Source organism: Coraliomargarita sinensis (genome assembly GCF_003185655.1).
In the GTDB taxonomy this organism is placed as follows: domain Bacteria; phylum Verrucomicrobiota; class Verrucomicrobiia; order Opitutales; family Coraliomargaritaceae; genus Coraliomargarita_B; species Coraliomargarita_B sinensis.
In genome coordinates this window covers 215706-241659 of sequence record NZ_QHJQ01000004.1, presented here as the reverse complement: position 1 = coordinate 241659, position 25954 = coordinate 215706, and the positions used below count along the sequence as shown (strand labels likewise).

The 25954-nt window shown below is 54.9% G+C and carries 17 protein-coding genes; 11 read left to right on the top strand and 6 right to left on the bottom strand.

Features of this window, described 5'->3' with window-relative positions:
* The first annotated feature begins 397 nt into the window (after window positions 1-397).
* Window positions 398-766, top strand: a complete 369-nt coding sequence (locus DDZ13_RS07615; RefSeq protein ID WP_110130842.1) for a hypothetical protein — start codon at window positions 398-400, stop codon at window positions 764-766.
* A gap of 24 nt (window positions 767-790) precedes the next feature.
* A complete protein-coding gene (locus DDZ13_RS07610; protein WP_146209295.1) occupies window positions 791-1600 on the top strand; it encodes a YdjY domain-containing protein in 810 nt (269 codons plus the stop codon).
* A gap of 3 nt (window positions 1601-1603) precedes the next feature.
* Here the strand turns inward: DDZ13_RS07610 and DDZ13_RS07605 are convergent, their stop codons facing one another.
* The 3 genes from DDZ13_RS07605 to DDZ13_RS07595 all read right to left on the bottom strand — a co-directional run bounded on the left by DDZ13_RS07605 (window position 1604) and on the right by DDZ13_RS07595 (window position 9967).
* Complete coding sequence (locus DDZ13_RS07605; protein WP_146209294.1) at window positions 1604-5566, bottom strand: DUF6288 domain-containing protein; 3963 nt, start codon at window positions 5564-5566, stop codon at window positions 1604-1606.
* Between the two features lie 5 nt (window positions 5567-5571).
* Window positions 5572-6642: a methyltransferase gene (locus DDZ13_RS07600; protein WP_110130839.1), complete on the bottom strand. Its 1071-nt coding sequence runs from the start codon at window positions 6640-6642 to the stop codon at window positions 5572-5574.
* Window positions 6643-6997: 355 nt separating this feature from the next.
* Complete coding sequence (locus DDZ13_RS07595; RefSeq protein ID WP_110130838.1) at window positions 6998-9967, bottom strand: glycosyl hydrolase; 2970 nt, start codon at window positions 9965-9967, stop codon at window positions 6998-7000.
* A 942-nt stretch (window positions 9968-10909) separates the two neighbouring features.
* Between DDZ13_RS07595 and DDZ13_RS07590 the strand changes: the two genes are divergently transcribed.
* From DDZ13_RS07590 to DDZ13_RS07580, 3 genes are read left to right on the top strand one after another with little or no spacing between them, the layout of a single operon-like run.
* Window positions 10910-11755: a sugar phosphate isomerase/epimerase family protein gene (locus DDZ13_RS07590; RefSeq protein WP_110130837.1), complete on the top strand. Its 846-nt coding sequence runs from the start codon at window positions 10910-10912 to the stop codon at window positions 11753-11755.
* Window positions 11756-11771: 16 nt separating this feature from the next.
* Window positions 11772-13100: a Gfo/Idh/MocA family protein gene (locus tag DDZ13_RS07585; RefSeq protein WP_233246117.1), complete on the top strand. Its 1329-nt coding sequence runs from the start codon at window positions 11772-11774 to the stop codon at window positions 13098-13100.
* Window positions 13101-13131: 31 nt separating this feature from the next.
* Window positions 13132-14052: a DUF6807 domain-containing protein gene (locus tag DDZ13_RS07580; RefSeq protein WP_110130835.1), complete on the top strand. Its 921-nt coding sequence runs from the start codon at window positions 13132-13134 to the stop codon at window positions 14050-14052.
* A 577-nt stretch (window positions 14053-14629) separates the two neighbouring features.
* Here DDZ13_RS07580 and DDZ13_RS07575 read toward each other — a convergent pair.
* Genes DDZ13_RS07575 through DDZ13_RS07565 form a run of 3 tightly spaced genes read right to left on the bottom strand, consistent with a single transcriptional unit; the run spans window position 14630 to window position 20250 of the window.
* A complete protein-coding gene (locus DDZ13_RS07575) occupies window positions 14630-15697 on the bottom strand; it encodes a substrate-binding domain-containing protein (RefSeq protein WP_110130834.1) in 1068 nt (355 codons plus the stop codon).
* 25 nt (window positions 15698-15722) lie between these two features.
* Window positions 15723-16445, bottom strand: a complete 723-nt coding sequence (locus tag DDZ13_RS07570; protein ID WP_146209293.1) for a hypothetical protein — start codon at window positions 16443-16445, stop codon at window positions 15723-15725.
* A 10-nt stretch (window positions 16446-16455) separates the two neighbouring features.
* On the bottom strand, window positions 16456-20250 hold the full coding sequence (locus tag DDZ13_RS07565) for a hypothetical protein (protein WP_233246116.1): 3795 nt from the start codon (window positions 20248-20250) through the stop codon (window positions 16456-16458).
* A 332-nt stretch (window positions 20251-20582) separates the two neighbouring features.
* Between DDZ13_RS07565 and DDZ13_RS07560 the strand changes: the two genes are divergently transcribed.
* The 6 genes from DDZ13_RS07560 (at window position 20583) to DDZ13_RS07535 (ending at window position 25947) form a co-directional block, all read left to right on the top strand.
* Window positions 20583-21911, top strand: coding sequence for a Gfo/Idh/MocA family oxidoreductase (locus DDZ13_RS07560; RefSeq protein WP_110130831.1), 1329 nt, complete (start codon window positions 20583-20585; stop codon window positions 21909-21911).
* Window positions 21912-21952: 41 nt separating this feature from the next.
* Entirely contained in the window at window positions 21953-22660 is a 708-nt protein-coding gene (locus DDZ13_RS07555) for a 3-keto-disaccharide hydrolase (RefSeq protein WP_110130830.1), read from the top strand.
* Between the two features lie 490 nt (window positions 22661-23150).
* Window positions 23151-23591: a sulfatase/phosphatase domain-containing protein gene (locus tag DDZ13_RS07550; RefSeq protein WP_110130829.1), complete on the top strand. Its 441-nt coding sequence runs from the start codon at window positions 23151-23153 to the stop codon at window positions 23589-23591.
* Between the two features lie 346 nt (window positions 23592-23937).
* Window positions 23938-24345, top strand: a complete 408-nt coding sequence (locus tag DDZ13_RS07545) for a hypothetical protein (RefSeq protein WP_110130828.1) — start codon at window positions 23938-23940, stop codon at window positions 24343-24345.
* Between the two features lie 348 nt (window positions 24346-24693).
* Window positions 24694-25008 (top strand): hypothetical protein, encoded by a 315-nt coding sequence (locus tag DDZ13_RS07540; RefSeq protein ID WP_146209291.1) that lies wholly within the window; start codon window positions 24694-24696, stop codon window positions 25006-25008.
* 216 nt (window positions 25009-25224) lie between these two features.
* On the top strand, window positions 25225-25947 hold the full coding sequence (locus DDZ13_RS07535; RefSeq protein ID WP_110130826.1) for a prepilin-type N-terminal cleavage/methylation domain-containing protein: 723 nt from the start codon (window positions 25225-25227) through the stop codon (window positions 25945-25947).
* Window positions 25948-25954: the final 7 nt, after the last annotated feature.

The window sequence follows — 25954 nt, the reverse complement described above, 5'->3', positions numbered from 1 at the left end:
CCGCGTCGTGTTTCATGCGTTTCACGTGTTCCGTAAAGAGAATCTCTTGGACGCTAAGATTACAAAAAGTGATCGAGCAAATCCCGGGAAAAGGATGTTTTTTTACTTATCCTGCCAGGCACAGACGACCACAAGAATAATGTGGATTGTGGGAAATGGCAATTAGCCCTCTATGCCGTGCCATCCAGGTATTTTTTACTTGGCTCAACCTGCGGGAGCAGCGCTCTTGCCGCTCTGTTTATACACTTCAGCTGCAAGGTGATCCCTTTTTTGACATGATAGAAAAGATGCAGGAGGATGCGTAATTTTTAATGGGACAAAACGAACCGAAAGGATAGTGCATGGTTCTAATTACCATGACAATCATCCGGCCAAACTAGATTTTCAAAAAATATACATGAGACATTCCTTGAAACCGTCCTTACGCCGCATTTATGCAGTCCGGGTCTTTCTTTTAGCATTCGGCGCAACCTCCTCTATAGCAGGAGCGGAGGGCAATGAAGTAAAACTTCGTGGCGAACTCGGGAACGCGTCTGCGGATTGCTCGGCGAGGTTTTATTTTACCCCTTTTAATTCTCTCTCATGGCTGCGCGCGGATTTGACCGGCGAGCAGGCGACCGAGCATGACGAAGCGGGGTCAGGGCACCTCATGAAGCGGCCTTTCGTCAAAGCTTTGGTTTGGCTCGATACCCGCTCAATGAGCGGATCGGGCACATCGCCATTCAGCCAATACCTTCCGGGTGCTGTCGCCCTAGGGAAACTATAAAATAAAAGGACGCCAAACAACGCAATGACAGCAAAACCAAACCATCTACGGGGTTCACTCTCGCGCGCCTTTCTCGTTTGCATGATGACGGGAGCGTCACTTCCCGCAAAGGAAGCGGCTTCGGGGAAAGGGGAAGGTCAATTCCCGCAGGGGGATCTGCGCGTAACGGAAACCGAACTCAAATTTCCCGGTTTGGTGATTGACCGCGAGACCCAGGAAATACGGATGGACGCCACGGTCTGTCTCGACTCGGGGATTCTTGAGTACGTGGTATGCCGTAAAGGCACCTTCGAGCATGAATCGATTTTCGTGACGGAGGTTAAAGCGGAGATTCTACATACAGCCTTGTTGCTGGTCGGGCTGGAACCGTTTCCTATGACAGGCGGGTTAAAGGAAACGTGGTGGAGAAGCGCCCGGAAGGCTGAAAAGTCCTTGCTTCGGATTGATGTGGAGTGGGCGATCGGTGATTCAGTGGTGCGGGAAAACATCGCGAATATGTTCCGTAGAAACACCGGGAACAGTGAAGCAAGCGCCGACGGCGAGAGGGGCGGGTTTCGGGAAGACGTACCTGAAGGCGTATCCAGCGCCTGGGTTTTCACAGGTTCAAAGCTGCGTATGCTGGATAATGGTGAACGTCACTATACGGCCGACTCCGTCGGTACGGTCGTCGGCATCTGGGCCAACCAAAACTCGGTGATTCAATATGGCAAGAAAACCCTTAATCCCTATCGCGGAAAAAACCAGGGGATGGCCGTCAATGAGTATTATGTCCCTGAGCTAGGCACAAAGGTTCAATTGGTCTTCTCTAAATACACACCCTTCGATGCAGAATGAGCTCTACTTTTCCTGCATCTCAAGGGTGATGTTGAGCCCCCCACCGTCGGGGCGCCCCCGTCCGCCCCAGCGCAGGTGATTCTTGTAGGTTGCGGAAAGGGTGTTCCTGCCTTTCTTGAGAAGTTTCAGGGCATGATCATTCAGGGGAATGCCGACTTCCCTGCCGCCGCTGACGGCGCTGATCTTGGCGACGGCTCGGCCATTGATGAACACCTTCATGTGACTCAGGTGCTTTGCGAATTGGTTGAAGCGCAGCGCTTTTACAGCGGCGGGGTCTTCGATATCAAAGGGAGTACGAAGGAGTATCGTATGGTTTTCCCGCCAATTGATGGGAAGGGTTACCTCGCTCCAGTCGCTGTCGTCAAAGCCGGGCCCGGTCCATCCCTCGGGAGCCTGTTGGGCCGACTCGACAACCTTCATGCGCCAGATTGAAGGCGTGGGGTTTTCGGAACGTATGGCATATCTCCCCTGGCTTTGACTGACAATCTCCAGCCACCCCGGACTGCCTTCTTCTTTCTTATCTGCAGAAAGTTTGAGGGCCAGGGATTCCTGATAGGCCTTGAGCCGCCTTTTGTCATCCCGGACGAGTTTCTCCATCTCCGGTTGAGCCAAAGCCGCCTCGATGGCGGCCAGCTCAGCACTGCTTTCCGGCATCACCGCTTTGAGCTGGGTCAGGTCAAGTCCGGCTTCGTAGGGTTTTTTCTCGGAGATCAGCCTGTGTAGCCTGGCCAGGTCGAGGGCAATGCTCTCCTGGATCAGAACGGCCGCGTCCCGAAGTTGCTCTGCCTTTTTCAGATCCAGCCCCTTCAGTCTTCCCGTTGCCAGGAGTGCACTCACGGCCTTCTCGCAAGCACCGTAGTCGCGTTTGTAGTAGGCCTCCAGGGCAGCTTGCAAAGCCTCTGGCGGATTAGCACTAAAGACAGATTCGTGTGCGCCGAGAATGCGTAGACGCTCCCTTGGAGCGACATCGGCCAAGTAATGACTATATCCCTGCTCACGGCTGTAGTCGGGCATCCGTTTGATGGTTGCGTAATCGCGATAGCCCTTCATGAAGAACTGAAAGGATTCCCTGCCGTCTACTTTAGCGCCAAGCGGGGTGTAGAGGTTGGCCCAGAAGTGGCCGCCGTGTGCATAATAGGTGTTGTTGTAGGAATGGGTTGCGAAATAGGAATTGATCTTGGCGATCTCCTCGTTTCCGCGAAGGTCATACAGAATGGCGGCGCCGGCAACGCCTCCGTTGCCGGGATCAAGCTTCCCGGCTGCCAGTTTGTCCGGGTCGATGGGCTTGCGGCTTGTTCTGGGTTCCTTGAAATACCCATAGACAATACTTCCGATTTGGGCGCCGTTGTGGTGGAACCAGTGGACGGCTCGCTCGTAGCCGACGGGGTTGTATTCGACCCCCGCTTCTTTGGCCAGATGGTAGCCGAGCACTGCAGGGACACCGACCGCCGGCATCGTGCCGTAGGTGGCTCTGCCATAAAAATTATGACGCCATCCGCCCATCTGGCCGATGTTTTGCACTTCGGGCCAGGGGCCTTCCTCGTCGGGATGACGAATCTGAATGGAAGTCAGGCTGTCACACTTATGCTTGAGGTAGGGAAGAACATTCCTGTCACCAGTTGCCAAATAGTATTCCGCAATCAGAAGCATATCGGCTGAAAGATCCCACGGTCCGCCCTGAGAATCCCTGCCGTTGGGGTCTATTGGTTTGCTGAGGTCGGTAGTTGCAATCCGTTTGTAGACATGGCGTCGCACCAGGCCCTGGTACTCCGGTGTGCCGGCGGCCAGCAGGAACATGGCTTCGGCGTTACTGAAAACGGGATGTCCCATTCTTCCACCCCCGCCCTTTGGTCCACCGGCCCTCGCGAGACGGGCTTCGGCCTCGGCCACAATACGGTTCGTCTTGGGGCAATTGTAAGGGGACGTTTCGCTATAGCTTCCGAGCACCTCAAGCTGGATATCGACGGTCGTCTTTTTTTCATCGCGCAACACATTCAGGCTGAGGATCCCGTTGGCCTCCTCCGTTTCTGCCAGGACGATCGCTTCGGCCAGGTCAGCCTTCACGTTTTTCCCAAACGGCTTGCCGTTTACGCCATAGATGAAGTCCCCGTGGAAGAGCTTTCCTTCTGCCGGGGAGCCCGCATAGGTGTTGTTGACAAAGAGATTCTGCCGGTAGGCAATGGTTGCCAGAATACCGGTCGGGCCCATCGCGTCTCCATCGTCCAGGCTGGTCCTCAGATTGCCGTCATAGATAACGGGGCCTTCGTTATCCCAATCGGCGATGGACATAAAAAACTCGGGTGGCAGTTTCTCTTCACCGCTGGTATCGATGCGCTCGGGGAAGGGGGTTCCATCGGTACTGAAAGGAAATGCCGGCAGGCCGTTTGCGGCGGTCAGGCCCTGGTCGGGTTTCTCCCTCCAGTTGTAGCGCACATAGGCAATCTCTTGGACCGTATCCGAGGAGAGACGTATGGTCTTTCCGTCGATCGTTGCCTTTGCCGGGGTATAGATCAGATTGCCGTTGGTAGCTATATTGGGGTTTTCGCTGACAGTGGCCGCGGCGACTTCAAAGTAATCCAAAGCATCTTCATCCGCCTTGAGGCCTTTGGCCGTCCCCTTCTTGAAAAAGACCTGTGCGGTGGAACCCTTCAACTCGACCCGCTCAAAGAGCGGTCCGGTGGGAGCCGCCTCGTCCGGCTTGTAAACAGCTCCCTCCAGCCAGGCCAGGCAGCGTGAGCCGAGAAGCTCGTCATCTGCCGGCTGGGCGCTGAGGTCGATGTTTTCCGTCCCCGGCAAAATTAGATCAACGCCTTCTTCCTTTTCTGCGGCTTGGCGTTGGAGTTCACGCATCTCCCTATGGTGGCGACCCAATGTATCCAGATCCGATCCCGGCGGGGTGATCCAGCCAATGGGGAGGGTGGCGTCGCCGAAGACGTCACGCCACTCGTTCGGCAGCCTGGGCGTCGTCGTCGGGGCCAGATAAAGACACCATTTACGGACCAGGTAGCAATCGTCGAAGGCTTGAGCGGCAAAGCGTCGATTGGTGTGTTCGCCTTCCCGTTCAAGCACGGCGTAAGGATAGTAGGTATAATTGTTACCAAGCTGCAGCAGCAGCGCTCGAACCGCTAACCCACGCAGGGGGTGCAGGACGGCGTTATACCCTGCGGCCGGAAAACGTGCGTCCTCTTTGGCAGGGGGGCGGGGATAAAGCCGCTGTGAGTCCTTGTACTTCTGCTGCTCGTCAGGGTTGGCGTAGTTGTCCATCATTTCGATCATCCCGTTGACGCGGTTCCCCTTACCGGGGAAGACTTTGCCGGTCTCGAGCAGGGCTTCTCTGCTCATCCAGCCGATGGGGAAGTGGCGGCCCAGATTGATGTCGATGATCCCAACGGGCACGTCCGCCGTTCCGGCGAGATCCCTTGCCATGTAGAAAGCGGCGGCATCCATGCTGAGTGCAGCTTCCTTGCTGAGGGGGGTCCATCCGCTGGTGGCTTCTTTTGCCAGATCCGGTTGCAAATCGTAAGCCGGGACAGTCTTGATTTTGATCACTCTTACGGAAGCGACATCTGACGCCGCTTTCTTGCCGGCCTCATCACGTCCGAGGCTGACATCGATGGTTCTCTGCCGGGCAAAGACGAACACGTCCCCTACAACCACATTCTCCAGCACGACCTTTTCTCCGGTGGCTGGTATCCGACACGTGAGCTCACGGCCTTCGGCCGAAGCGGACATGGGGTCGAGCGTGACGGACCATTCACCTTTTTCATTTGTTTTGGTCTCTTTGGTTTGTCCCGAAAAGGTGATGGTGACCTCGCTTCCTTTTTCGGCAAAGCCGCGGATCAGCACCGGTTTCTCCCGCTGCAACACCATATCGCTCGTGTAGTGTCGGCTCAACCGGAGTTCGCCGGCGAAAAGCGCCGAACCCATCGCCAGTAAAACGACGCTTACTGCGAGAATTTTTTTCATCGTATTCATGATTTGATGCATGTCGTGCAATAGTAGGGGCTCGGTTCCAGAGCCTCGTGAGTGATCGAATCAAAACCGGCTTCCGTGAGCAGGGTGTCGACCTGATCGGTGGAGTAAACCTGCGCCCCCGGATTAAAGAGCTTCATATTTAACGAAAACAAGGCGCCGAACACAGGAGTGGCCCGGCCCGGTTCGGTCATGAGATCGACGATTATAAGTCGGCCGCGGCTCGGTAGCGCGTCGCGGAATTTACGTAACAACTTTTTTGCCGTTTCGGGCGTTTCCTGATGAAGCGCGCCGCAGTAAAGGATGGCGTCATGACCGTCGGGTAGGGAAGTCTCCCGGTAATCTCCCGCCACAAATTCGATTTGTTCCCGCGCGGTGCTGCTCTCGGTGAGTTGGCCAGCGTGGAAAAGGATGTGCGGCAGGTCAAATTGGGTGACTTTCAGCATCGGGGAACGCTCGGCAAGCATACGGCTGAAAGTGCCCGGTCCGCTTCCCACATCGAGGAGCCTGGCGTCGGGTTCGACGGGCAGCGTCGGCAGAATCATGGGAGCGATGCCCAGCGCGCGTGCATGCATCGCCATGACGAACTCTCGTGTCGCCTCCGGGTTGCCCCCGAGGTGGGCCTCTGGCGGGGCCGCTGGTGTCCCGCTTTTGACGCATTTCGCCAGCTTGCCCCAGAGCGAGTAGAGTTTGCTGTTGTACTGCAGCGCACCCAACATGCAGGTCGGGCTTTCGGGGTTCAAGTAGGGGGCAAACTTTGCGTTCAGGCGGTAGGTCGCGTCTTCCTTGTCCAAAATCCCAAGGCCGGTTAAGGCATCGAGCAAGTCGGCCATGCAGGCCGGGTCGGCTTGGCAGCTTTCGGCAATCGTCACCGCAGTTGCGGTTGAACCCGAAATGCAGGAAAAGACCCCGATTTCAACAGCCGCCGAGAGAGCCGCCGCCTGCCAGTACCCGGTTGCCATGTCCATGAGGGCCTGCACACTCGTGGCGGTGGCCGACTCAGCATGGGTAAGTCGCTTGAGGTGGCGGAATTGGATGGCCGTATTGTCATTCATGAGAGTGGTCTGCATCCTTCGTGTTTCCCCGTGGCATCTTGTTTCTAATTTTTATCCTGAACCCATTCGTTCAACGCCGGGTGGCAAAGGGAACCAAGGGCAACCCCATATCCCTGTTTTGCAAAAAGTGGTGGCGAATCGTTAATAGTGTTCTAAGCGGGTTAAAACGCCATCACCGACAATTATCTGTCAAGCCGCGTTCCCTTGGCACTGCCGGTGTCATGATCGGCCGGCATCCGGTAGAAGCCTGCAAATCCCTTTGCTTAAGCGCTTCTTTGGGACTCAACCTGATTGAAAAGAAACGGCATGAGTTGGAAGTTTTTTGATTCCGGGTAGTGATCGCTTTCTAGAGAAAACAAAATGAAAGACCCTACTCCCATACTGCATCGACCAAGACGGGCGCCGAGAGCGTCACCGGCCCCATCAGGCCAGAGGGTAGGAGGGGGGAATCCGGCTCAAAGAGGCGGCTGATGTTCGTCTTCGTGATCTTCTTTTTTCCGGCGCTCCTCGTGTCACCGACCAGGCGGTTGTTCCACACGTTGGTGACTTTAACCTCCAGCTTGTTCTGCCCGCCGCGGACCAACTCGGCGATATCGATCCGGTAGGGTTCTTTCCAGAGAGTTCCGGCTTCTTTGCCGTTGACCCGGACGACGGCGACCTCTTTTACCTTGCCAAGATCAAGGATGAGCGGGGTCCCGTCATCGGGTGTTTGCGCTAAGTCGAAGGATTTCTCGTAAGTGGCTGTGCCGGAGAAGTATTTCACTCCCGCCTCCGGATGCCGCGTCCAGTCGACAAGCTGTGGTAGCTTCACTGCATCGGGTGCCCCGCGGTTCAGGGGAAAGCGTAGCTGCCATGGCCCATCGATGGTTTGGACTTGCGGATCCGTTTCTACTTCCCAACGGCCGTTGCGGCCATGCGAAGTCCGGAAGGCATAACTGCCGGCCTGCCAGACATGAGCGGTGGCGCTTTCATGCGAGAGATTGAGGACTTTGAGTTCAGCACCAAGGGGCCGGTCGATCGTGACAAAGTGCTCCTTTGCTTTTTGCTGAGTGAAGACCACGAACACAGATTCCGCCGGTGCGAGGTCGAGGGGCAGGTAGGTTCGGCCATCCTTCTGTTTGTATTCATAACATGGAGAGACTCGGCCGTCTTCCGCATTCCAGAAGCTCGGCACGTAGCCTTCGCCCACCCGGAAGCCCGCTTGGAAACGGAGGGCATCATCGCTTGTGTTGCAGATGAAGTAGATTTCCTGCTTCCCGGTACTGCGGTGGATGTAGTCGATCTTCCGGCCGGAATTGTCGATCCCTTCGACGGTGAAGTCGGGGACAACACCGATGCGGGCAAGCACTTCGTTGAGCGGAACATTCCAGAAAATTTGTCCTTTGCCGTAGCGATGGCTCTTGACCCGGTTGCCATCACAATCACCCCACAGCTTATCGGCAAGGGTGCGCACTTGCAGGTCGCAGTCCGGGTAGTGTGCCATGCTGTTGGAGCGCAGTGGCTTGGCGCCTGTTACCGTGGCGCCTTCGCGAACGAGTTGCTCGATTTTCTTAAGGCTGGCCAGCGAGATCGAACGGGATTTCGGTAAAACCAGTAAGCGGTATTCCATCCCGCTGGGTAAAACGAGTTTACCATCCCGGACTTCCATTTGCTCGATGAGGATTTCCTGGTTTAAATAATCGTAGTCATGTGACTGTCCGAGCGTCGAGAGGTCGACCGGTTTCGGCGTGCCGCAGTGCAGGCATTTGTCATCCGTCCACCTTGGCTCGATGGTCGGCGTCAGTCGACGGGCGGGCACCAGGTTGGGTGCGCCGTCGCCGTAGTAGGCGACGACATCGGCTACGAAGGTGCCCTGTTGCAGCAGATACGAGCTGCGCGAAAGCGCGTCGAGCAGCGGGCGAGCTTGGGGCCACCAAGTCAGGTTGACGTTAAAATGCTCGCCAGCGTGATAGGCATAACCGGGCAGGCCGGACCCCGGAGGTTGGTGGGCAAAGGTATGGAAGGTAATTTGGTTGAGCCCTGCGCAGAAGGCGATATCCGTGAGCCGCTTGTAGGCCTGCGGGCCGTCCTGCCAGTGCTGCCAGCCGGTCATCGACTCGGCATTGACGAACTTCTTGCCATATAGATTGGCCGCACTGGCCGCTTCCTTGGTGCACCAGTTCTTGCGGTGGTTCCAGAATTCACCCATCGGAATATCCACCGCACCGAGTGCCTTCAGGGTATCAAAGCGCGCATAGCCACCATGGCCGGCTTCAGCCAGCAGTTGCAAACCGTGCTCATTGGCGATGTCATTCGCCAGTGCGTAGTGGTTCTCGATCGCGAGGTCGCTGACCAGTTTACCATAGTCGTGCCGGAAGCGCTGGCTCAGGTCTTCGTTGACCACGGTTTTTCCGGCCAACACCGGCAGCCAGGGCAGCGGGTCATAAGCGTAGGCTTCTTGAAAAGCAGTTGAAAACACAGGTGTCCAGTCGATCGGCGTTTTTACCTCATAGCTATCGAGAAAAAGGGTCTTGAGCGCGCCAAGGTCTTCCCCGTCTTCAGTAATGGTCTTCAGAACATGCCCGATATGCTTGCGAGTGGCCTCGGCGCTGAGATGGTCAATCATCGGACCATGGGAGTTCGGGCTCGGACACATCAAGCCCTGCCCGGTGTGCGTGCTGACAAAATGGATGATTTCCCAATCTCCTTCCGGCATGTCCCAGGCGAGTATGCCGTCCGCATCCACATTCCCGTCGAGTCGGTAGGCCTGGTCGGTCTCGATAGGGCCCTGACCGCTTGGGATGGCAATCACCGCAAGTCTGCGGGTCGGGTTCCGCGTCTCCTCCGGGAGCGGTAGCTTCAGGTTAAGCGCTTTCGGCCCGCTTACCTCGGTGCTCGTCCAGGCGAGTGTCTGGCAACCAAGCTCCGGTTCAATCCACGGCCCTCCCGAGTTCCAACTGCTGGCGCCGGAGATACCCATCTCCAGCCCGAGGCGACCGGCTTCCTTGATTGCGTGGTGGATGTTCTCCAGGGACTCCGGCCCCAGATAGGCGGGGCCCTCCGGGATGAGCTTTTCCGGATCAATGAGCGCGCCCATATCCCATATAATGGCGCCGCGCATCCCTTTGTCTTTCATCTCTTCCAGTTCATGCGTGAGTTGGTCCCGATCCACATGCGCGTTCATCCAGGTCCAGAGAGCCGAGGGCCGCGCCTCCAGAGGGGGATTTTCAAAGTTCTCCTGCTTGAGCGTGCTGCTGGTGTGACGGGCCCCCGAATGCCTGTCTGCCAGCCGACAGGATGCACCGAGCAAAATGAATGCTATGGCAAGAAAACGGAAGATAAGGCAAAGTGGTTTGGTCATAGGATTATTTCCAGAGGGGTTGAAACCACGCAGGTGGGTCTTTCGGTTGTGGTCACTTGTTTTTGTGTCGTTTTGATGGATGCACAGATTTTCGATCTGAGCTGTGCTATGCGGGGTAGCGGTCACATTACAGAGCAAGCCAGAATGAGAAACAAAATCAACTTTCCTGCTATAACCCAGGTTGTATCATTCGGATCACGTTTTGGAGTTTGCTGGACATTATCGCCTAGTGGGCGTTTGGAATTGATAGCTTACGAATCCAAGAGCTCCCGGCAGGCTTCCTCTCAAAAATGACGATATCTTCGTTTTGAAAGCAAACAGCCGTCAGGATATTGAATCATTCCTTATGAATGAGTTGAAGGAGTATGCCCGTACAATTGGCATGTCAAAAAACAGAAGGTGGGCTGAATCGTAAACAGCAGGGTTGGATCGTCCACCTCCGGTGGCACTACGCTTAACTCCTTGGAATAATCAAAGAAATCAGTCTTTCCATATGCGGCAAGAGTAAGCGCCGCGTAGCGCCGTGTCTTTTCAAACAGGTTCAAGCAAAGGGTACAGGTGTGTGCGGATCTGCAGGGGACTGGCGGTTGGGCGTTTGCCACTGAAAGAAAGTTCATTCACGACCAATCGCTCAGCCAGCAGGGATTTGGGTAAGTCATTTCGATTTTCGGTATCCCGTTTCGATGGTTTTCTGAATGTATGGGGTGGGCGTTCAGGCATGACCGGAAAGATACGTGTCGAGTTTTAGAAAGACATGGACATGCTTTTATGGAAATGGATACAAAAGCTCTTCTTTCCGGCTTGGAAGCTGAGAGGGGTGACTTCGCGGCCCGACCGGGAGTCGTCCAAATTTGTGCACTAGCAATTCAGCGAACTTCTTACTCAAATTCAGTGTCCGATATAGGCCTCGAATAAAACCTCAAAAAGATATAATTCGTTATTATGATTAAAATCGGCTGCTTCGCCCTCGTTAATCCCTTTAGTCCACTGGACGCCCAGTTTCAGGCCATCCGTGATCGCGGCTTCGACTATGCGGATCTGACCGACAGCCACGACGGTGCTTTGCTGGGAAACGAGTTCGGCTTCACTGCGGCGGCGAGTCTCGATGCGCACCCTTCCCAGGTCCGCCGGATGGTGGAAAAACATGGGCTCACACTGACGGCAGTATGCGCCCATGCCAACCTGCTCGATCCCACGGCTCCCGACACCTACGGGACGGCGCAAATTATCAAAGCCATCCGGCTGGCTCGTGATCTCGGCGTCAAGCAAGTGATCACCACCGAGGGGGACCCGAAAACGGACTTCGGTCACAACCTGAGTTATGAGGAGCGTATCTTCACCATTGCTGAAAAACTCCACTGGCCGGTGCAATGGGCGGAGGAGCTTGGCATCGAATTACTGATCGAACCGCACGGCATGGTGACGGATGATATGGTCGCCACGGCTGAGCTGCTGGAGCGTATCGGGCACACGGATACAGTCGGGCTCAATTTGGACACAGGGAATCTCTGGCTGGGTGGCGGCGACAATCTCGAGTACATCGATCGTTTCGCCGACCGCATCAAGCATGTTCACTGGAAGGACCTCGACGCGGAGTGGGAGCCCAAGCGCGGCCAGCAATTCGGATGTGGCATGGGCCTGTTGGCGCTGGGAGACGGCGTGATCGGTCTGCCGGAGATCGCAGCGGAATTGAAACGGCGTGGCTTTGACGGTCCAACCACTCTGGAAATATTTGGCGATGAAGCCGTGAAAACCTCCGCCGAGCGTTTGCGGGAGTGGTTCGCGTAGGGAGAATATTATAATGATGAAACAAACACGAAGAGACTTTATTAAAAAATCCGCAGGGGCCGGTGTGGTTTTGGGCTTTCCTACTATAATACCCTCCACCGTGCTGGGGCAAAACGGCAAGGTGGCACCGAGTAACCGCGTCACGATCGGGGTGATCGGTTGTGGGGGCCAGTCGGGGGCGGCTGTCAGTTATGTGAACTATCCCAAATCGGAGATCGTGGCCGTCTGCGACCCTTTTAAGAGCCGCCAGGATAGGCGGGGTGACCAGTGGGGCGTGACGCACCGCTTCACCGACTTTCGCGATCTCCTCGCCCGGGACGACATCGATGCGGTCCATGTGGTGACGCCCGATCACTGGCACGTGCCGATTTCGATTGCCGCCGCCCGGGCGGGTAAGGACATGTATTGCGAAAAGCCGCTCGGTGTCAGCATCGAGCAGAATCTGGCGGCCCGCGAGATTGTCGAAAAGCATAACCGGATTTTTCAGTATGGCACCCAACAGCGTTCCTCCGATGCCTGCCGAATGGGTATCGACCTGGTGTTGAACGGGCACATCGGTGAGGTGCAGGAAGTGCATGTCTGGGCACCCGGTGGGATTGCCGAGGGTGGCGACCCCACACCGCAGCCTGTGCCCGAGGATCTCGATTACGATATGTGGCTCGGCCCGGCTCCGAAAAAGCCTTACAGCCCCGACCGTGTGAGTAACAAAGGGGCTTGGTATATTTACGATTATGCCCTCGGCTTTATTGCCGGTTGGGGCGCGCATCCGCTGGATCAGTTGCAGTGGTGGGCCGATGCCGTCGGTCTTGATATCCCGGTCGAATACAAGACCGAGGGGGCCATCGCGACCGGGCCTCTTTTCAATACCGTCCACAAATGGGATATGAAAGCGACTTACGCGACCGGAATGGAAATGACTTTCCAGGACTCCATAACTGCGGGTGAAATCGCCGGGAAATTGCCCACGGGGCGCGGAGAACCTATTTTGTCGCATGGGGATGGTACCATGTTCGTCGGGACGAAGGGCTGGGTCAGTGTTTCGCGGGGTGCCTTGAAAGCCTCTTCGGAAGAGATCCGTCGCCGGGCAAAGGACCCCGGCCCCATACGACTTCCGGTAAGCCGGAACCATCGTGGCAATTTTGTCGATTGCGTACTCCGTCGCAGTCAACCCGTGGCCACACTTGAGTCCGCCATCAAGTCGGACATAATATCCCATATGGGCGACATCGGCATCCGTACCGGTGAGACTTTAAAATGGGATCCGGTGAAAGAGGCCGTTCTTGGTAGTGACGACGCGGTTCAGATGATGCACCGCCCGATGCGTGCCCCCTGGGCCTTGTCGTAGCGGCCTTTCGAAGCCCCTTGTCAATTATGCGATGAAACGCTTAAAAATCATTTACCTCATTGCCTGTCTCTTATGCGGGACGCTGCGAGCGGAGCCTCCGGTCGAGGTGATTACATCTCCCGATGCCACAACGCTGCAGTACGACGGTAAGGTGCTTTGGACTTACCACCACGATGCTAGTGAAGGTAAGCCCTATTTTCATCCGTTGAAGACAACAAAGGGAGCCTTGCTGACCGAACTGCGCCCGAAGGATCACGTCTGGCACCGTGGCCTTTGGTTTTCCTGGAAGTACCTCAACGGAGTGAATTACTGGGAGGAAAACAAGGCAACGGGGCGGTCGGACGGTTCGACCCGCCTCTTGGCGACCCGGAAGCGAATCGACGAATCGCAGCGAGTGACCATCGAACAAAGGCTGGATTACGCACCGACCGAAGACGGGCCCGGACTTCTGGAGGAGGCACGCCAACTGGTCATCACGCCCCCGAATACTTCGGGGGTCTATACGATTGATTGGTCTTCCGACTTTCGTGCCCTTGAGGACGTGGTGTTGGATCGAACGCCTGTTCCGGGTGAACCGAAGGGGAAGCAATACGGTGGGTACGCAGGCCTATCCATTCGCCTCGCCAAGTCATTGACCGGCGGAACATTTTTAACGCGAGATCAAGCTATTGATGGAGGGGGCATTCAGGGCTATAAAGCTCAATGGATGAGCTTTAACAGCTCACAGGGCGCGAGTGTTCTCATCATGGAACACCCGGAGAGTTTCCGTGTGCCGACAACGTGGTATGTGGCACCCATGATGCCTTTTTTCAGCCCCGCCGTGCTTTTTGATGCGCCCTATACAATGAGAGAAGGGGAGTCGTTTTCCTTGCGCTATCGACTTGTGGTGAGCCCCGAAGCGATAACTGCGGATCATGTCAGCTCAATTTACCCGGAATGGTCTTCTGAATAAGTCCTCACCCCGCTTTTCATAAGATCGGATGGTTCGGTGCCGCACGGCGTTTTGATCGCCTCCCTATAGTGGGATAAAGCCACTCGGCAAGAGCCTGATGCAGTTTTAAAAAACTCATGCGGCGACTACTACGTGGAACATCCGCCTCGGCTGTCTTTGTGTTGAGAACAGGCAAAATGCGGAATTTGTCTTTTTACCGGAAAAAGTCACGCAACTGTATGTTGCCATCCACCGACTTTTATTGGCAATATCATCGAATCCAAGCCCAGAAACGGAGTATGGACATTCTTGTCCATCCGTCCTTTCGCAAATTGAGAGGCATTTCGAATTTAGAAAAGTTCTTCCTAAGCGATCAATGGGGACACGTTCCGAGCGTAGCGACAAGGCCACGCATGTCCCGACTCCGTCTACCACTCCTATCCAACCTCCTGTATACCACGCCGTCTTGTCACGCCGTAGTCTCGCAGAGCGAAGGCGGAAGTCTCGCAGAGCGAGGCCGGGTAAGCCACCAGTAAAAGTCACGCACTGGTATGAGGTGGGATCAATGGTTCGAACCAAGTCCGGGTATTGTATTTAATCAATCAGGCGCCGGTCCGATGGTGCCTCCGTCGATAAATTCCGCCTTGGTAAAACTCTTGCGCTGGTCGTCGATGCCGCGAGCGACGTTGTTGACCCAGCGCATGATTCGGCGCACGACGGGTTGATAGTCCCAGTAAAAGTGGGCCACTGAAGGGCGGCACCAGTTGAATCCCAAATCCGCATCGGTGCAAACCATGGATACATCCTCGGGTACCCTCAATTGATGATGCGACAAATAGTGGTAGGCCGCGTGGAACTGAAATGGTTCGTCCAGGATCAACGCGGTGGGTGGAGTTGTTTGAAATAGGGAATCCAATAATTCATGAAAACCTTCCTCGCTCTCTTCCCATTCCGGAAGGTTGTAGAGTCCCGTGCGTATGCCGTGTGCCTCCATTGTATCGATAAACACTCGTGCTGTCATCGAGGGTTCGGGAATTCTTAATATTCTAGAACATACCATGACAATGCGCTTGTGTCCCAGCTCAATCAGCTTGCGCGTCACTTCGGCATAGAGGGGAGGCTTGTTCGGGCCGGTACCGGCAATCTGGACATTAAATCTTCGCCCCGCCAGGGCAAAGGCTCTGATGTTCTGTTCCACAAACCACTGTAGAATCTTTCTTGAGCCGCCGGGTACGACCCAAACATCGGCCTTTGTTTTTTTGACAAGGCGCTCCACCCGTTTTACGTCCATTCCCAGATCCTGCACGCCCTCGTTTGGAAAAATTGTGAAATGGCCGGCATCGTTTAGTTGGTGGCGAAGCTCAATCACGATTGGGTCGTTACGGTCCATTTGCTTGAAGAGCAGCACGGCGACCCGCATCGGCTTGACCTCAAGTCCTTCCCTCGACGCCTGGATCCGATTGCTGCGCCCCTGTCCCTGTGGTACGAGCAAGCCTTCCCGTTTGAGGATATCCAGGGCCTTCTGGATACTTCGAGGACTGACACCCAGCTCCTTGGCCAGATGATCGCGCCCGGGCATTTCATCCAGCCAGCGGCCACTTGCAATGCCTTCGCGCAAATGAACTGCGGTCTGTTCGGGAATCGTACTTGTTTGAATGCGTGACATTGTCGAGCGGGTTTAGGACTCTGACTTATCGGAGGCGCTGCTCCGTGATGAATGAAATGCCGCGGAAATCGACATTTTCGATTCGTTCATTATAGAAAAAGATGCAAATTTCACGTCTGGAATCGTAGACGGCCATCTTGAAGGAAGTCATCAACTCCCACTCCGCTTTGGGATTCGCGGGCACTTCGTAGAAGAAGCCCGTGCGCACCGCCTTTTTCCTGCTTCCATCCAGCGGATTGATGTACTTCATCCCTCCCGGTTCCACCACCGCCTTATGATCATCGAGGGCGATGCCGATTTTCGTGTTTACCAGATTCACATAAAGGAATCCGCCTAGCTCGAATTCCGCAAGATCGATCACCTTGGAGTTGAAGCGCAGGCCTTCGGCGTCCTTCTTGCGTGGAACCAGCACGATGAGTGCTTCGCGGATACCCTCGGGGACGGTGGTCATAGAGAGGTTTTCATAAGCCAATTCGCCGTCCGCGCCTATGACCTCTTTGACCGTCCGGACAACACCGGTTTCGCCGACCTTGAACGGCGCCCCGACGGAGCGCGTTAAAAGTCTTATTTCCTGCAGCTTGTCGTCTGCAATAATCTTGAGTGGGTTGGGCACATCATCCGGTATCGTGGTTGCCACGAGCCACGCTTTCCGGCCTTTAACTTCCGATTCGTCATCAGTCGGTGCTTGCGCACTTATCCAATGCGATGTCAGGAGCGTGAAACAGGCGATCGAGAAAAAATATTTCATAAGGTTTGGATTAAACTTCATCCGAATTCAGCCAACGGAAGCTCTTGATTTCAAACCTTCGACCAAATCGTCGATTGAGCTCGGACAGGTTGCTATTGGGAACAAACTCGCCATCCCATCTCGGATCGTAAGTGTCATTCGGGGGGGCGCCCTCGTAGACGTAGTTGGCCTCGTAAGCTTGGTTGGCAGGGTCTACGTAGTCGGGGCTCCGCTGGACCACGGCCTCGCACCAGGCACGGCCGATGACCTTGCCTTTGGGGTCGAGGACCTCTCCGTATGCCCGGATGCGGAAGGTGTCGTCGCGCACCTGCAGAGTGTTGGCGATGGGTTTGAGGACATCGGATTGGACCACATAACCGGGAATGCCTGCCAGTCGCGACCCTTCAACGGCCTCCGGGGTCGGGTACTCGTTTGGACCCAAATCCGAGGGGGAAATTCTCAGCAAGGGGCTATCTTTGAAGCGGTAGTTGATGGAGCCGGGCTCAGGAGAGTCGTCGTCATAGTCGATCGCGCTTTGCAGGGCACCCATCAAGCCCAGCTTACTGTCTTCGAGGCGGCGGTTGATGAATTCGGAGAAATTGAGGAAGGGGCCGCGCTTCTTCACTTGCTCGACGCACTTCTCGGCCAGCAAGCGGATTTGGTCGTCGTCGAGAAAGCGCACTCCGCTCCATGCGCTGAGGCCGTCATCCCGAGTCACTCCGCTAGAAGCATCCGCCATCTCCTTATCCGTCGTGGGCGTGTCGAAACGCGAGAGAGCGATGTGGTCGTCGGGCACGTCCACTTCCTTCAGATTCCCCGATGCGTTCCGGTAGAAGAGCTTGCGCTCGCGGATGCCCTTGAGCACGGCATACCAGGCATTCACCGAGGTGCTGTTGACGTTGAACGCGCCATCCACCCTAAGATGTTCGGCGGCTTTCATGAAAGCATCGTCTCCGGTGAGTTTGTCCTGCACTTCGGCCGCATCCAATCCGCCATCATAGTATTGATAGCGGCTGATGGGCAGCGCTTCTCCGGCGGTAAGGGCCTCGAGGTTGGCTTGGAGATTGTCGGACGCACTGGCCCAAGGGCGGGTTTGGTCCGCGATCGAAGAAATGAAGTATTCGTCCCACAGGGCATCGTTGAGCAGGAGGACGTGATCCCAGTAGTCCGCGTAAGCCTTGGTGTCGTAGGCTTCCGTGGCCTCTGCCTCCAGGTCGTTCCGTTCAAGCCTATTGTCCCTCATTTCCTTGGTTTTCTGAACGTGGCTGATGGAGTTGTTGTAATAGTGATAAACGTCCTCGCGGGGAATCATCGGATGTACGAATGAGTTGCCGATGCCGGGGCCTGTCATGCCGCTCTGGTAGGCATACATCTTGTTGATCGCATTATACTGGGTAATGATGTCGCCCGCCGGTAATGTGTGCCAGTGGCTGGCAAAGCCTTTCCAATTTTTCCAGTCCGGATTCAGATCCTGAAACCAGACATAGCCCGGGGTCATCCGCATCCCCGCAAAGCTGGCGATACTGCTGAGTGGCGCCGTCGGCAGTTCCAGGAGTGGTGCGGCAGAAACTCTCTCGTAGGGCGTAGAGCCGCCGCCCAGCCACTGCCTGTCGGTGCTGGGGTCACCCGCGGTCAATTGGCCCAACTTGCTTGTCGAAAGCGCGCCGAAGCCGACCCAATAAGGACTGTCAAGGCGCTGGGTGTGAGCGCGCCTTTCCGAGACCTCAGTCATGAACAGCCCGCTGCCGTAGTAATATGGTGGCGCAAACAGCCAATTGCGGTTGCGCCAATCCTCGGCCCAGGGAGCGGCCTGATCGAGCTGGTTCACCCCCTTGATCGTGAACAGCGAATAAGCGACGTTCAACGGATCCGTGGCGACTTGAATGAGCTCCAAGGATCCGTTCAGGAGGGATTCGTGTTGCTGGCTCTTTTGGAACCAATCGACCTGGTAGTAGGCGGGGATGCCGGAGCGCCCCCAGTAGCGATTCTTAGCGTAGACGAGGTTCTTGATACTTAGCGAGCCGGGAACATTGCCGTCGGTGTTGTTGCCGGAGCCGGGACGCCCGCGAATTCCCGCACCATGATCGTATTGGACATCGAACCAATCAAAATTATTAACGTTAGTGGTATCGGCGGCTCGAAATGCGCTCGTACCGAACGGGTCGTAACCTTCGTACAGTGTATAATCCCCTTCGTTGGTACCAAAACTGGAAACCACCTCGTTTCTAAAACTAAAGACACGGAAGGCACCGGGTTCAAAGACGATCGGGTCGCCGCTCAGTGTTGAGAGATCCGCTGGACTGCTGGATTCTGAAGTGCGGGTTACCCTCGAGTTTGAGTTTCGTTCCCCGCTCTCATCGTACAGCGCGAAGCGGTGGGGCCAGATGTTGCGTGAGGAAGCCGACATAGCCAGATCCCTGCTGTTAATAATCAGGGGGACATTGTAGGGATTCCAGAACGTGACAATCGGGGTGTCGTAGTGGAAAAATTCAAGGGTATCGGGGGTTGCTGGATCCTCGTCCGCATCTACGTATTCCGCCTTGTAGGATTGGATAATCAGCAATTTGGAGATAAGCGGGAAACGTTTGTAGGCATTTTCGCCGAACCACCAATCATTACTGTATTTGGTGTCTCCAGACCCCGCCGTTTGGAAGGGAACCAGTGGCTGGGCGTAGGGCTGGCCCGAGGACGAGGGGTACTGCAATTCCCGGTATACCTCGTATTCGGTATAACGCCCGTCCTTGGGTGGTTCTGTATCGTTATCTTCGTGGTACATCCGGTAGTAGTGCCGCATGTTCGGCCACGAAGAGAAGGGTCGCCTTGGCAGTTCGGCGTCCTCTTCGAGGATATCCTTGCTGAGGGGGCGGACGGAGGGTTCAGGTTCGTAGCGATTCACCTGAGAATACTCCTGCGGAATCGAGGTGTCGCTGTTCTCAAACAGCAGGCTGAGGTCTTTCTTGAGTCCTCCGCTTCGGGTATTGGAAAGTATTCCGGAGCTGACGCCGGTCAGATCGAAAAACATTTCCTTGGTCTTGCTTTCTTCCACATCGACCAAGGGCAAGGATTCAAAGTTGGGGATGCGGCTCGCCCTTTCGGCGGCCTCCTCGCTGCCGATGTCGAGACTCCCAAACCCATCGATGGCACCGATCGCCACTTCGGAGGAGACGCCCTGGCCGACGGCCCACTGATCGGCGCTGAGTTCTTCACGTTCCTGCGCGGCCAGACCCACCTTGGCCTTATGGTTTTCCGGTCCAATCCACCATGCGTAGACATCGCGCTCGCTGGCCTTTATCCGGTACGCGCGCGTCACCTTTTCGGGGCGGGCCTGGGCATGAGCCTGCCCCAGCGTCCCCTCACCAACCATGACGACCGAATCATTCATGTTCGGAAGGTTTTCAGCGCTGTTCACATTACTCCGCAGGTCTCTGGGCATTGAAACGAGCCAGCGGCGGAACATGGGGGCGCGTTTGTCGACATAGGTGTCGCCGATGGCCGACACCTGCGAGGCTTCTTTACCGTCAGGCGTGTAACTGGCGTTGAGCCAATTGCCCCAAGAGTCGTAAACGGCCAGCCAATGAGGTTGGGCGACTCCGTCGATGGCCTCGTCTTCCGGTTTGGTATCATGAATTGCGGCTTCGGCACTGATACGCATGTCGGGCCCCATTTCCTCCTGAAGTTCTCCAAGAGCCACCATAAGGGCCATTTTAGCGTTTGCGCGGGCTTGGGCTTTGCTCGATTCCATGGCCGCCGAGCGCACGCTAACCTGAGACAGCGACATCAGTGTAAGACCAATCAATGTCACCAAAGCCAGTATGGATAATGACAATATCAAGGCGAAGCCCTGATTGTTGCCTCGCCGCGCTTGGATGGAAGCTTCCGGTTGCATTAAGGGAGTGATAGGTGAAGGGGGGTAGGAGTTCGTGGTACGATGAAAGTCACGGTATGAGTGGAAGGGTTGATAGCAATTTATGATCTGAAAAATTAGCGCCACGGCCAGTCTCTTTTCGATCATGTGTGGGGGCTGTTCCGGCGCATGTTCACAGGAATTGCCATGCACATGATTGCTTCCGCGGGGATTCAAGCGCATGGGGTGGGCGGTATCACTTCTTGACAATTTTCTCAGAGTCATGGCGCTATCGGCACGAATTTTTCTTAAATATGAACCGTCGTCATTTCATTTCCAGGACCGGCCTTGCCGCTGGCCTCACTATCCTTCCATCCGGCTTGCTTCGTGGCCAATCCGCCAATGACAAGCTGAATATTGCGCTGATCGGCGTTTGGGGTCGCGGCACCGCCCACCACGGTTGGCTGGCTCAGGAAAACGTGGTAGCACTTTGCGACGTCGATGGGGAGCATTTGGGTCTGGCGCTGAAGAAGTTCCCCAAGGCCAAGACTTACACGGATTGGCGGAAGTGTCTTGAGCAAAAGGATCTGGATGCGGTGGTTATCGCCACGCCGGACCACCATCATGCCTTTATTTCCAATTGGGCGCTCAACCGCGATCTTCACGTCTATTGTGAAAAGCCGCTGGCCATCACGGTGGAAGAAGCCCGCACTGTGCGCGCCAACTGGCTCGGCAAGAAGGGGAAACTGGCCACGCAGGTCGGTACCCAAATGCACGCCCAACCCAACTACGCCCGGATGAAGGAGATGATTCTCGACGGCGCGATCGGTGATCTGCAGGGCGTTATCGGATGGGGCAACCGCAAGATCCCACGCGAGGGCTACTATGCCGCCGAAGGTAAGCCACCGCCTTATCTGGACTGGAATCTCTGGCTCGGCCCCGCTGAAAAGCATGCCTACAGCCCGAAGTATTTCGCTGGTGGGGACCGGGGCTCGAATTGTCTGGAGTGGAACATGTTCCGTGACTTCGGCATTGGCCAGATGGGCGACATGGGCAGTCATATGATGGATCTGTGCTGGAACGGCATCGACGCCAACTTTCCCACTTCGATTCGGGCGAGCGGAGGCCCTTTCAATCCCGAGGTCACGCCGGTCAAGCTGGAGGCTCATTTCGAGCACCCTGCCAACGATTGGCGCGGCCCGATCCGCCTGAGTTGGTATCAGGGAGGTGCCCTGCCGCGAAGTCCTTACCGTGGTATCGATCTTGATGCCATTGGCCACGGGGCCATGTTCAAAGGCGACAAGGGCTTCATCATCGCCGACTATTACAAACGTCTCCTGATTCCCTCAGGTAAGGAGGCGGATCTCAGTTACTACACGCCACGCACGATAGAAGACCAACTTCCCGAAATCGGCAAGTTCCATCAGAACTGGCTCGATGCCTGTAAGGACCCCGCCAAGTCCACCTGCTGCGATTTCGAATACAGCAGCCAGTACATTGAACAGATGCTGCTTGGTCTCGTCGCGCATCAGGTTGGCGAGCCCCTTGACTACGACGGCAGGGTGGGAAGGATCACCAACCACGATGGTGCGAATAGCCTGCTCCGGAAGAAGTATCGGCCGGGGTGGGTGCTCAATGGATAAGCCTTATGAGGCACCGTGTTACTTTATTTTTCCGCATAGCTATGAAACTTTTTTTCACCCTTTTCTCTCTGGCAGGAGTTTTTCTAACGGCATATGCTGAGGAGCAGTTCAGAATCGCCATCGACATGAACCAGCCAGGCTGGCGTGCCCTGACTGAGGAGGATTTCACCGGGGTCAACAGCGCTGAGGACACTTGGGTATGGCGGAATGGAGTGCTGTCCTGTACGGGTCAGCCGGTTAGCGTGCTGCGCACCGTTAAAACGTACAAGAACTTTGAGATGGTCCTTGAATGGCGCCACAACAAGCCGGCCGGCAACTCCGGAATGTTTGTCTGGGCCACGCCGGAGTCCATTGCCAAGCTGACTGAGTCCGGCAAGCCGGGCCTGCCCAAGGGGATCGAGGTGCAGGTGCTCGACAACGCCTTCAGGCATAAAATGGAAAAAGCGGGTCGAAACACCGAATGGTTTACCACCCATGGCGACGTGTTCCCGGTAGGGGTCAGGATGACGCCCATCGGCAAAACCTCCCCCAATGGTAGCCGTAGCTTCCCCCGCGAGGACCGCTCCAAGGATCACGGCAATTGGAATCACTACTATATCCGTGCGGTCAACGGGGAGGTGCGCTTGTGGGTCAATGGACGGGAGGTGTCCGGTGGCACCGACTGTGATCCCGCTACCGGCTATCTCTGCCTTGAAAGCGAGGGTTCGCCGATCGACTTTCGCAATCTACATATACGGGAGTTGCCTTGAATGCACTGATATCCAGGAATGTCGCTAGGTTAAGGCGTTTTTGAGGCAGGTAGGGCGGTGTTACCAAGACCGCCGTTCGGCATGCGGTACTGTACGCCAATAACCTTGCATATGGGCAAGCGGGGCCGACTGCAAGGCGGCGCGCTCGGCCCTTCGATAAACTCAGGGCGGTGAGCTTGTCGAACCGCGAGTCGCGCCCTACCAAAATATTTCTCCGCAAGCTTAAAGTCGTCTTAACCTAGCGACATTCCAAAGTTATCTGCGCGTTGGATACAATGACCCAGCTGTTAAGACTCCGCATCTTGATGCTCTCGTAGCAAGCGGCATTACATTTGATCGAGCGTAAGTGGCGTGTCCTATCTGCGCTGCCAGTCGCGCCTCAATGATGACAGGGCGTTTCCCACAACAGCATGATCAGTCACCTTGATGATCCAGTCGGCCAATTCACAGAGCTATTGCGCGAGACGGGTCTTGTTGACAATACAGTGGTATTTTTCTCTACGACAACGGATACCACCTCGGCTCTCACGCTCTCGGCAATAAGATTACGATGCATGAGGAATCTGTTCGGATGCCGATGTTCGTCTTCGGTGCGGGCGTTACTTCGAGAGAAACAACGCAGGCGCTCGTCTCAACACTCGACCTATATCTCACATTACTCGAGCTTTCCGGAGCATCAAAGCCGCTGGAGCCGATCATGGGAAGTTCGCTCTTGCCACTCCTTAAGGATACCGGCGCTCCGCATTACGGGACCGTATTCTCCGAATGTGTCGGTTTCGCTTCGGTATCAGGCGTGTTGGCTGGATGGGTGAACTTCAATCAATTGGAAGTGATCGTCCATGAAATGCCACCGCAGGTGAACAATGATCGAAATAATGCAGGAACTTCCGGCCTATGTGTGACCGGTGGTCTCCGTTTTCAATCAAAATGATCGAAACACTCGGATTCCCTACAATAAAGGAATCTGGAGCTGTTAACCACTTTGCGCTGATTGTTATGAAGGCCAAATATTTTTTATTATCTAAATCCCCTTTCATCGGATATATTCCAATGTTGTGACTGACTGATTTATAAAAGTGAGGAGTAGGTTTTAATTTTTTGAAGGTTAGGTCGCCCAATCGTGCGGCCAATTGAAGGTATATTTATGATTCAGGATGTCTTGTAATCAATCGATATCCGGTTGAGGCATTTGAGTGACAAAAATCTGACTGCCGGGGGCGAGTCAACATACTGTAATGAAACTACTGAGATCATCTTGCTGTCTATTCTCACTTATAATGCTCTTTGGTCTTTCCGGTTGCGTGGTTTTTCCATTCCATCAAAAGGCGAAATACCATGAGCCGTCCCATCTCGCAGCTCGGCAAAAGGCTTTATCAGAACAGACCGATCCATACGAACCCCTTGAGGTCGAATATCCTGCTATTAAGTTGAAGGTCGGCGAGAAGCGGCTGATGACCACTCCGGTCAAGGGAGGAGTGGGCGGTTGGTGGCTCTCGGTGGCAACTGCAGACCCCGGGATTGCCAAAGCCGTTCCAAAAGAGAACAGTTTCTACACGGGCACGTATTTGCTCGGTGTTGCACCCGGACGGACGACGGCCTACTATGGAAATGTAGTTCGTATCTTTGAAAAACCTCCGTCTCAAATTAGCGGCTCCTTCATCGTTGAGGTCGTTGAGGCGGATTGATCATAAGAAAACGGTAAGGTGTCTGCAACAGAACGGGTGACTCCTATACCAGACAGCCCGGAAGTTAGGCCTCAAACCGGCGTGATCGAAAAAAGTGGACGGCGGGCGATGTGTAAACGCGTCCGGTTAGAAGACCTTTTGACTATCGCCACCGGGCTACTGATCAAGGAATTGATGCAGGGAGATAGTCCGCATATCGATCCCAAGCCGAATTCGCCCAACCGGTTTATTAGGATTGTCCCCGCATCATCCCTACAGCTTGCAGATCATTCGATAGCGGTCGGTTGTTTTATTCTACAGTTGAATACGTAAGCATTTAGTGTTGAGAGACTTAGGGCATGGATTCGGGTGCTGGCGCTCCTGTTTATTAAACGTGTTGAAAAGATATCTCTTGATCTGATGTCAATTTCACAAGATTTTAACATCATTCGTTGGATTACTATGAACAAAAATAATTCATTATCTGACCCGATACCCCACTGCGCTCAATGCGGTAAAAACCTGAGCATTATCAAGCAGGACGAATTGATTGTGGAGGGCGATGACCAGTTTTGTCGGCAGAGCTGCCTGGACTTGTTCATCTGGCAGCGTAAGTCATCCGGCAAAGGCAAGTGGTCAAAAACCCGTTCGCCTTTTGTCAGTCTTAAAAAGGTTTTAACCTAATTATCCGGAGGGAAACTGCGACCGTGCTATCTTAACATTTCCGCAGGACAGGGGATTAAGCCAAAGCTTCTGCAAAATGGTATTGAATGGATAGTACACCGGTCTCCCGGAAGCGAATAGGGATAGACGAGAACGGCAAAACAGTGCCTAGGTGTGGTTGACAGGTTACGAGTGCGGTCGGATAATACCACTCGAATTAATTACTTTACTGACCCCATGATGTTATTATCCGCACAAAAGAAACGTTTAGAAGCCAAACAGTCCCTGCGTGGCTTTACGCTCATTGAGTTAATTATGGTATTCGGCGTGATCGCCATTTTGGCTGCGATCACATTCAGCATTACGAGTGGTGTTCGTAACGCCCAAAACCGGGCCAAGGCGAAGGTTGAGCTTGCTGCCATTTCGCAAGCGCTGGAAGAATACAAGGCCCGTTACGGGGACTATCCGAGGCATGACTCCAACGACGGCAACTATCCGTCTGATCAATATGATAGCGTGACCCGACAGCCTGTGCCCAGTGAAGTGACAAGCACCATGCTGCTCTATGCATTAACCGGGCGCCTGAAATTCGATCCCAGCAGAGCCGCTGACCCGGTTTACAAAGTCGCCGACAGTCTGGACAATTCTGAAGTGGAGAATGCTCCCAGTTTCATTGATTTGGACAAGTTTAACTACTCCGTTGATTCCAGTAACCCTGATACTCCCGGTAATCCAGGTGCGTTGCTGGACCCATGGGGCAATCCTTATATCTACTGGTATAAATGGGAAAATACTCCGGATGCCTGGGACAAGTTCGGCTATCATCTTTATTCAACCGGCCCGAATGGTACAGAGGCCAATGATGCCATCAAAGCTTACATTGATGGTACGGAGGGTGTTTTAGAGGATGGCTTTCGCGAGGTTGCCGACGCCGAAGGCATCATTTTTTCCGGTGAGTAGTTACAAA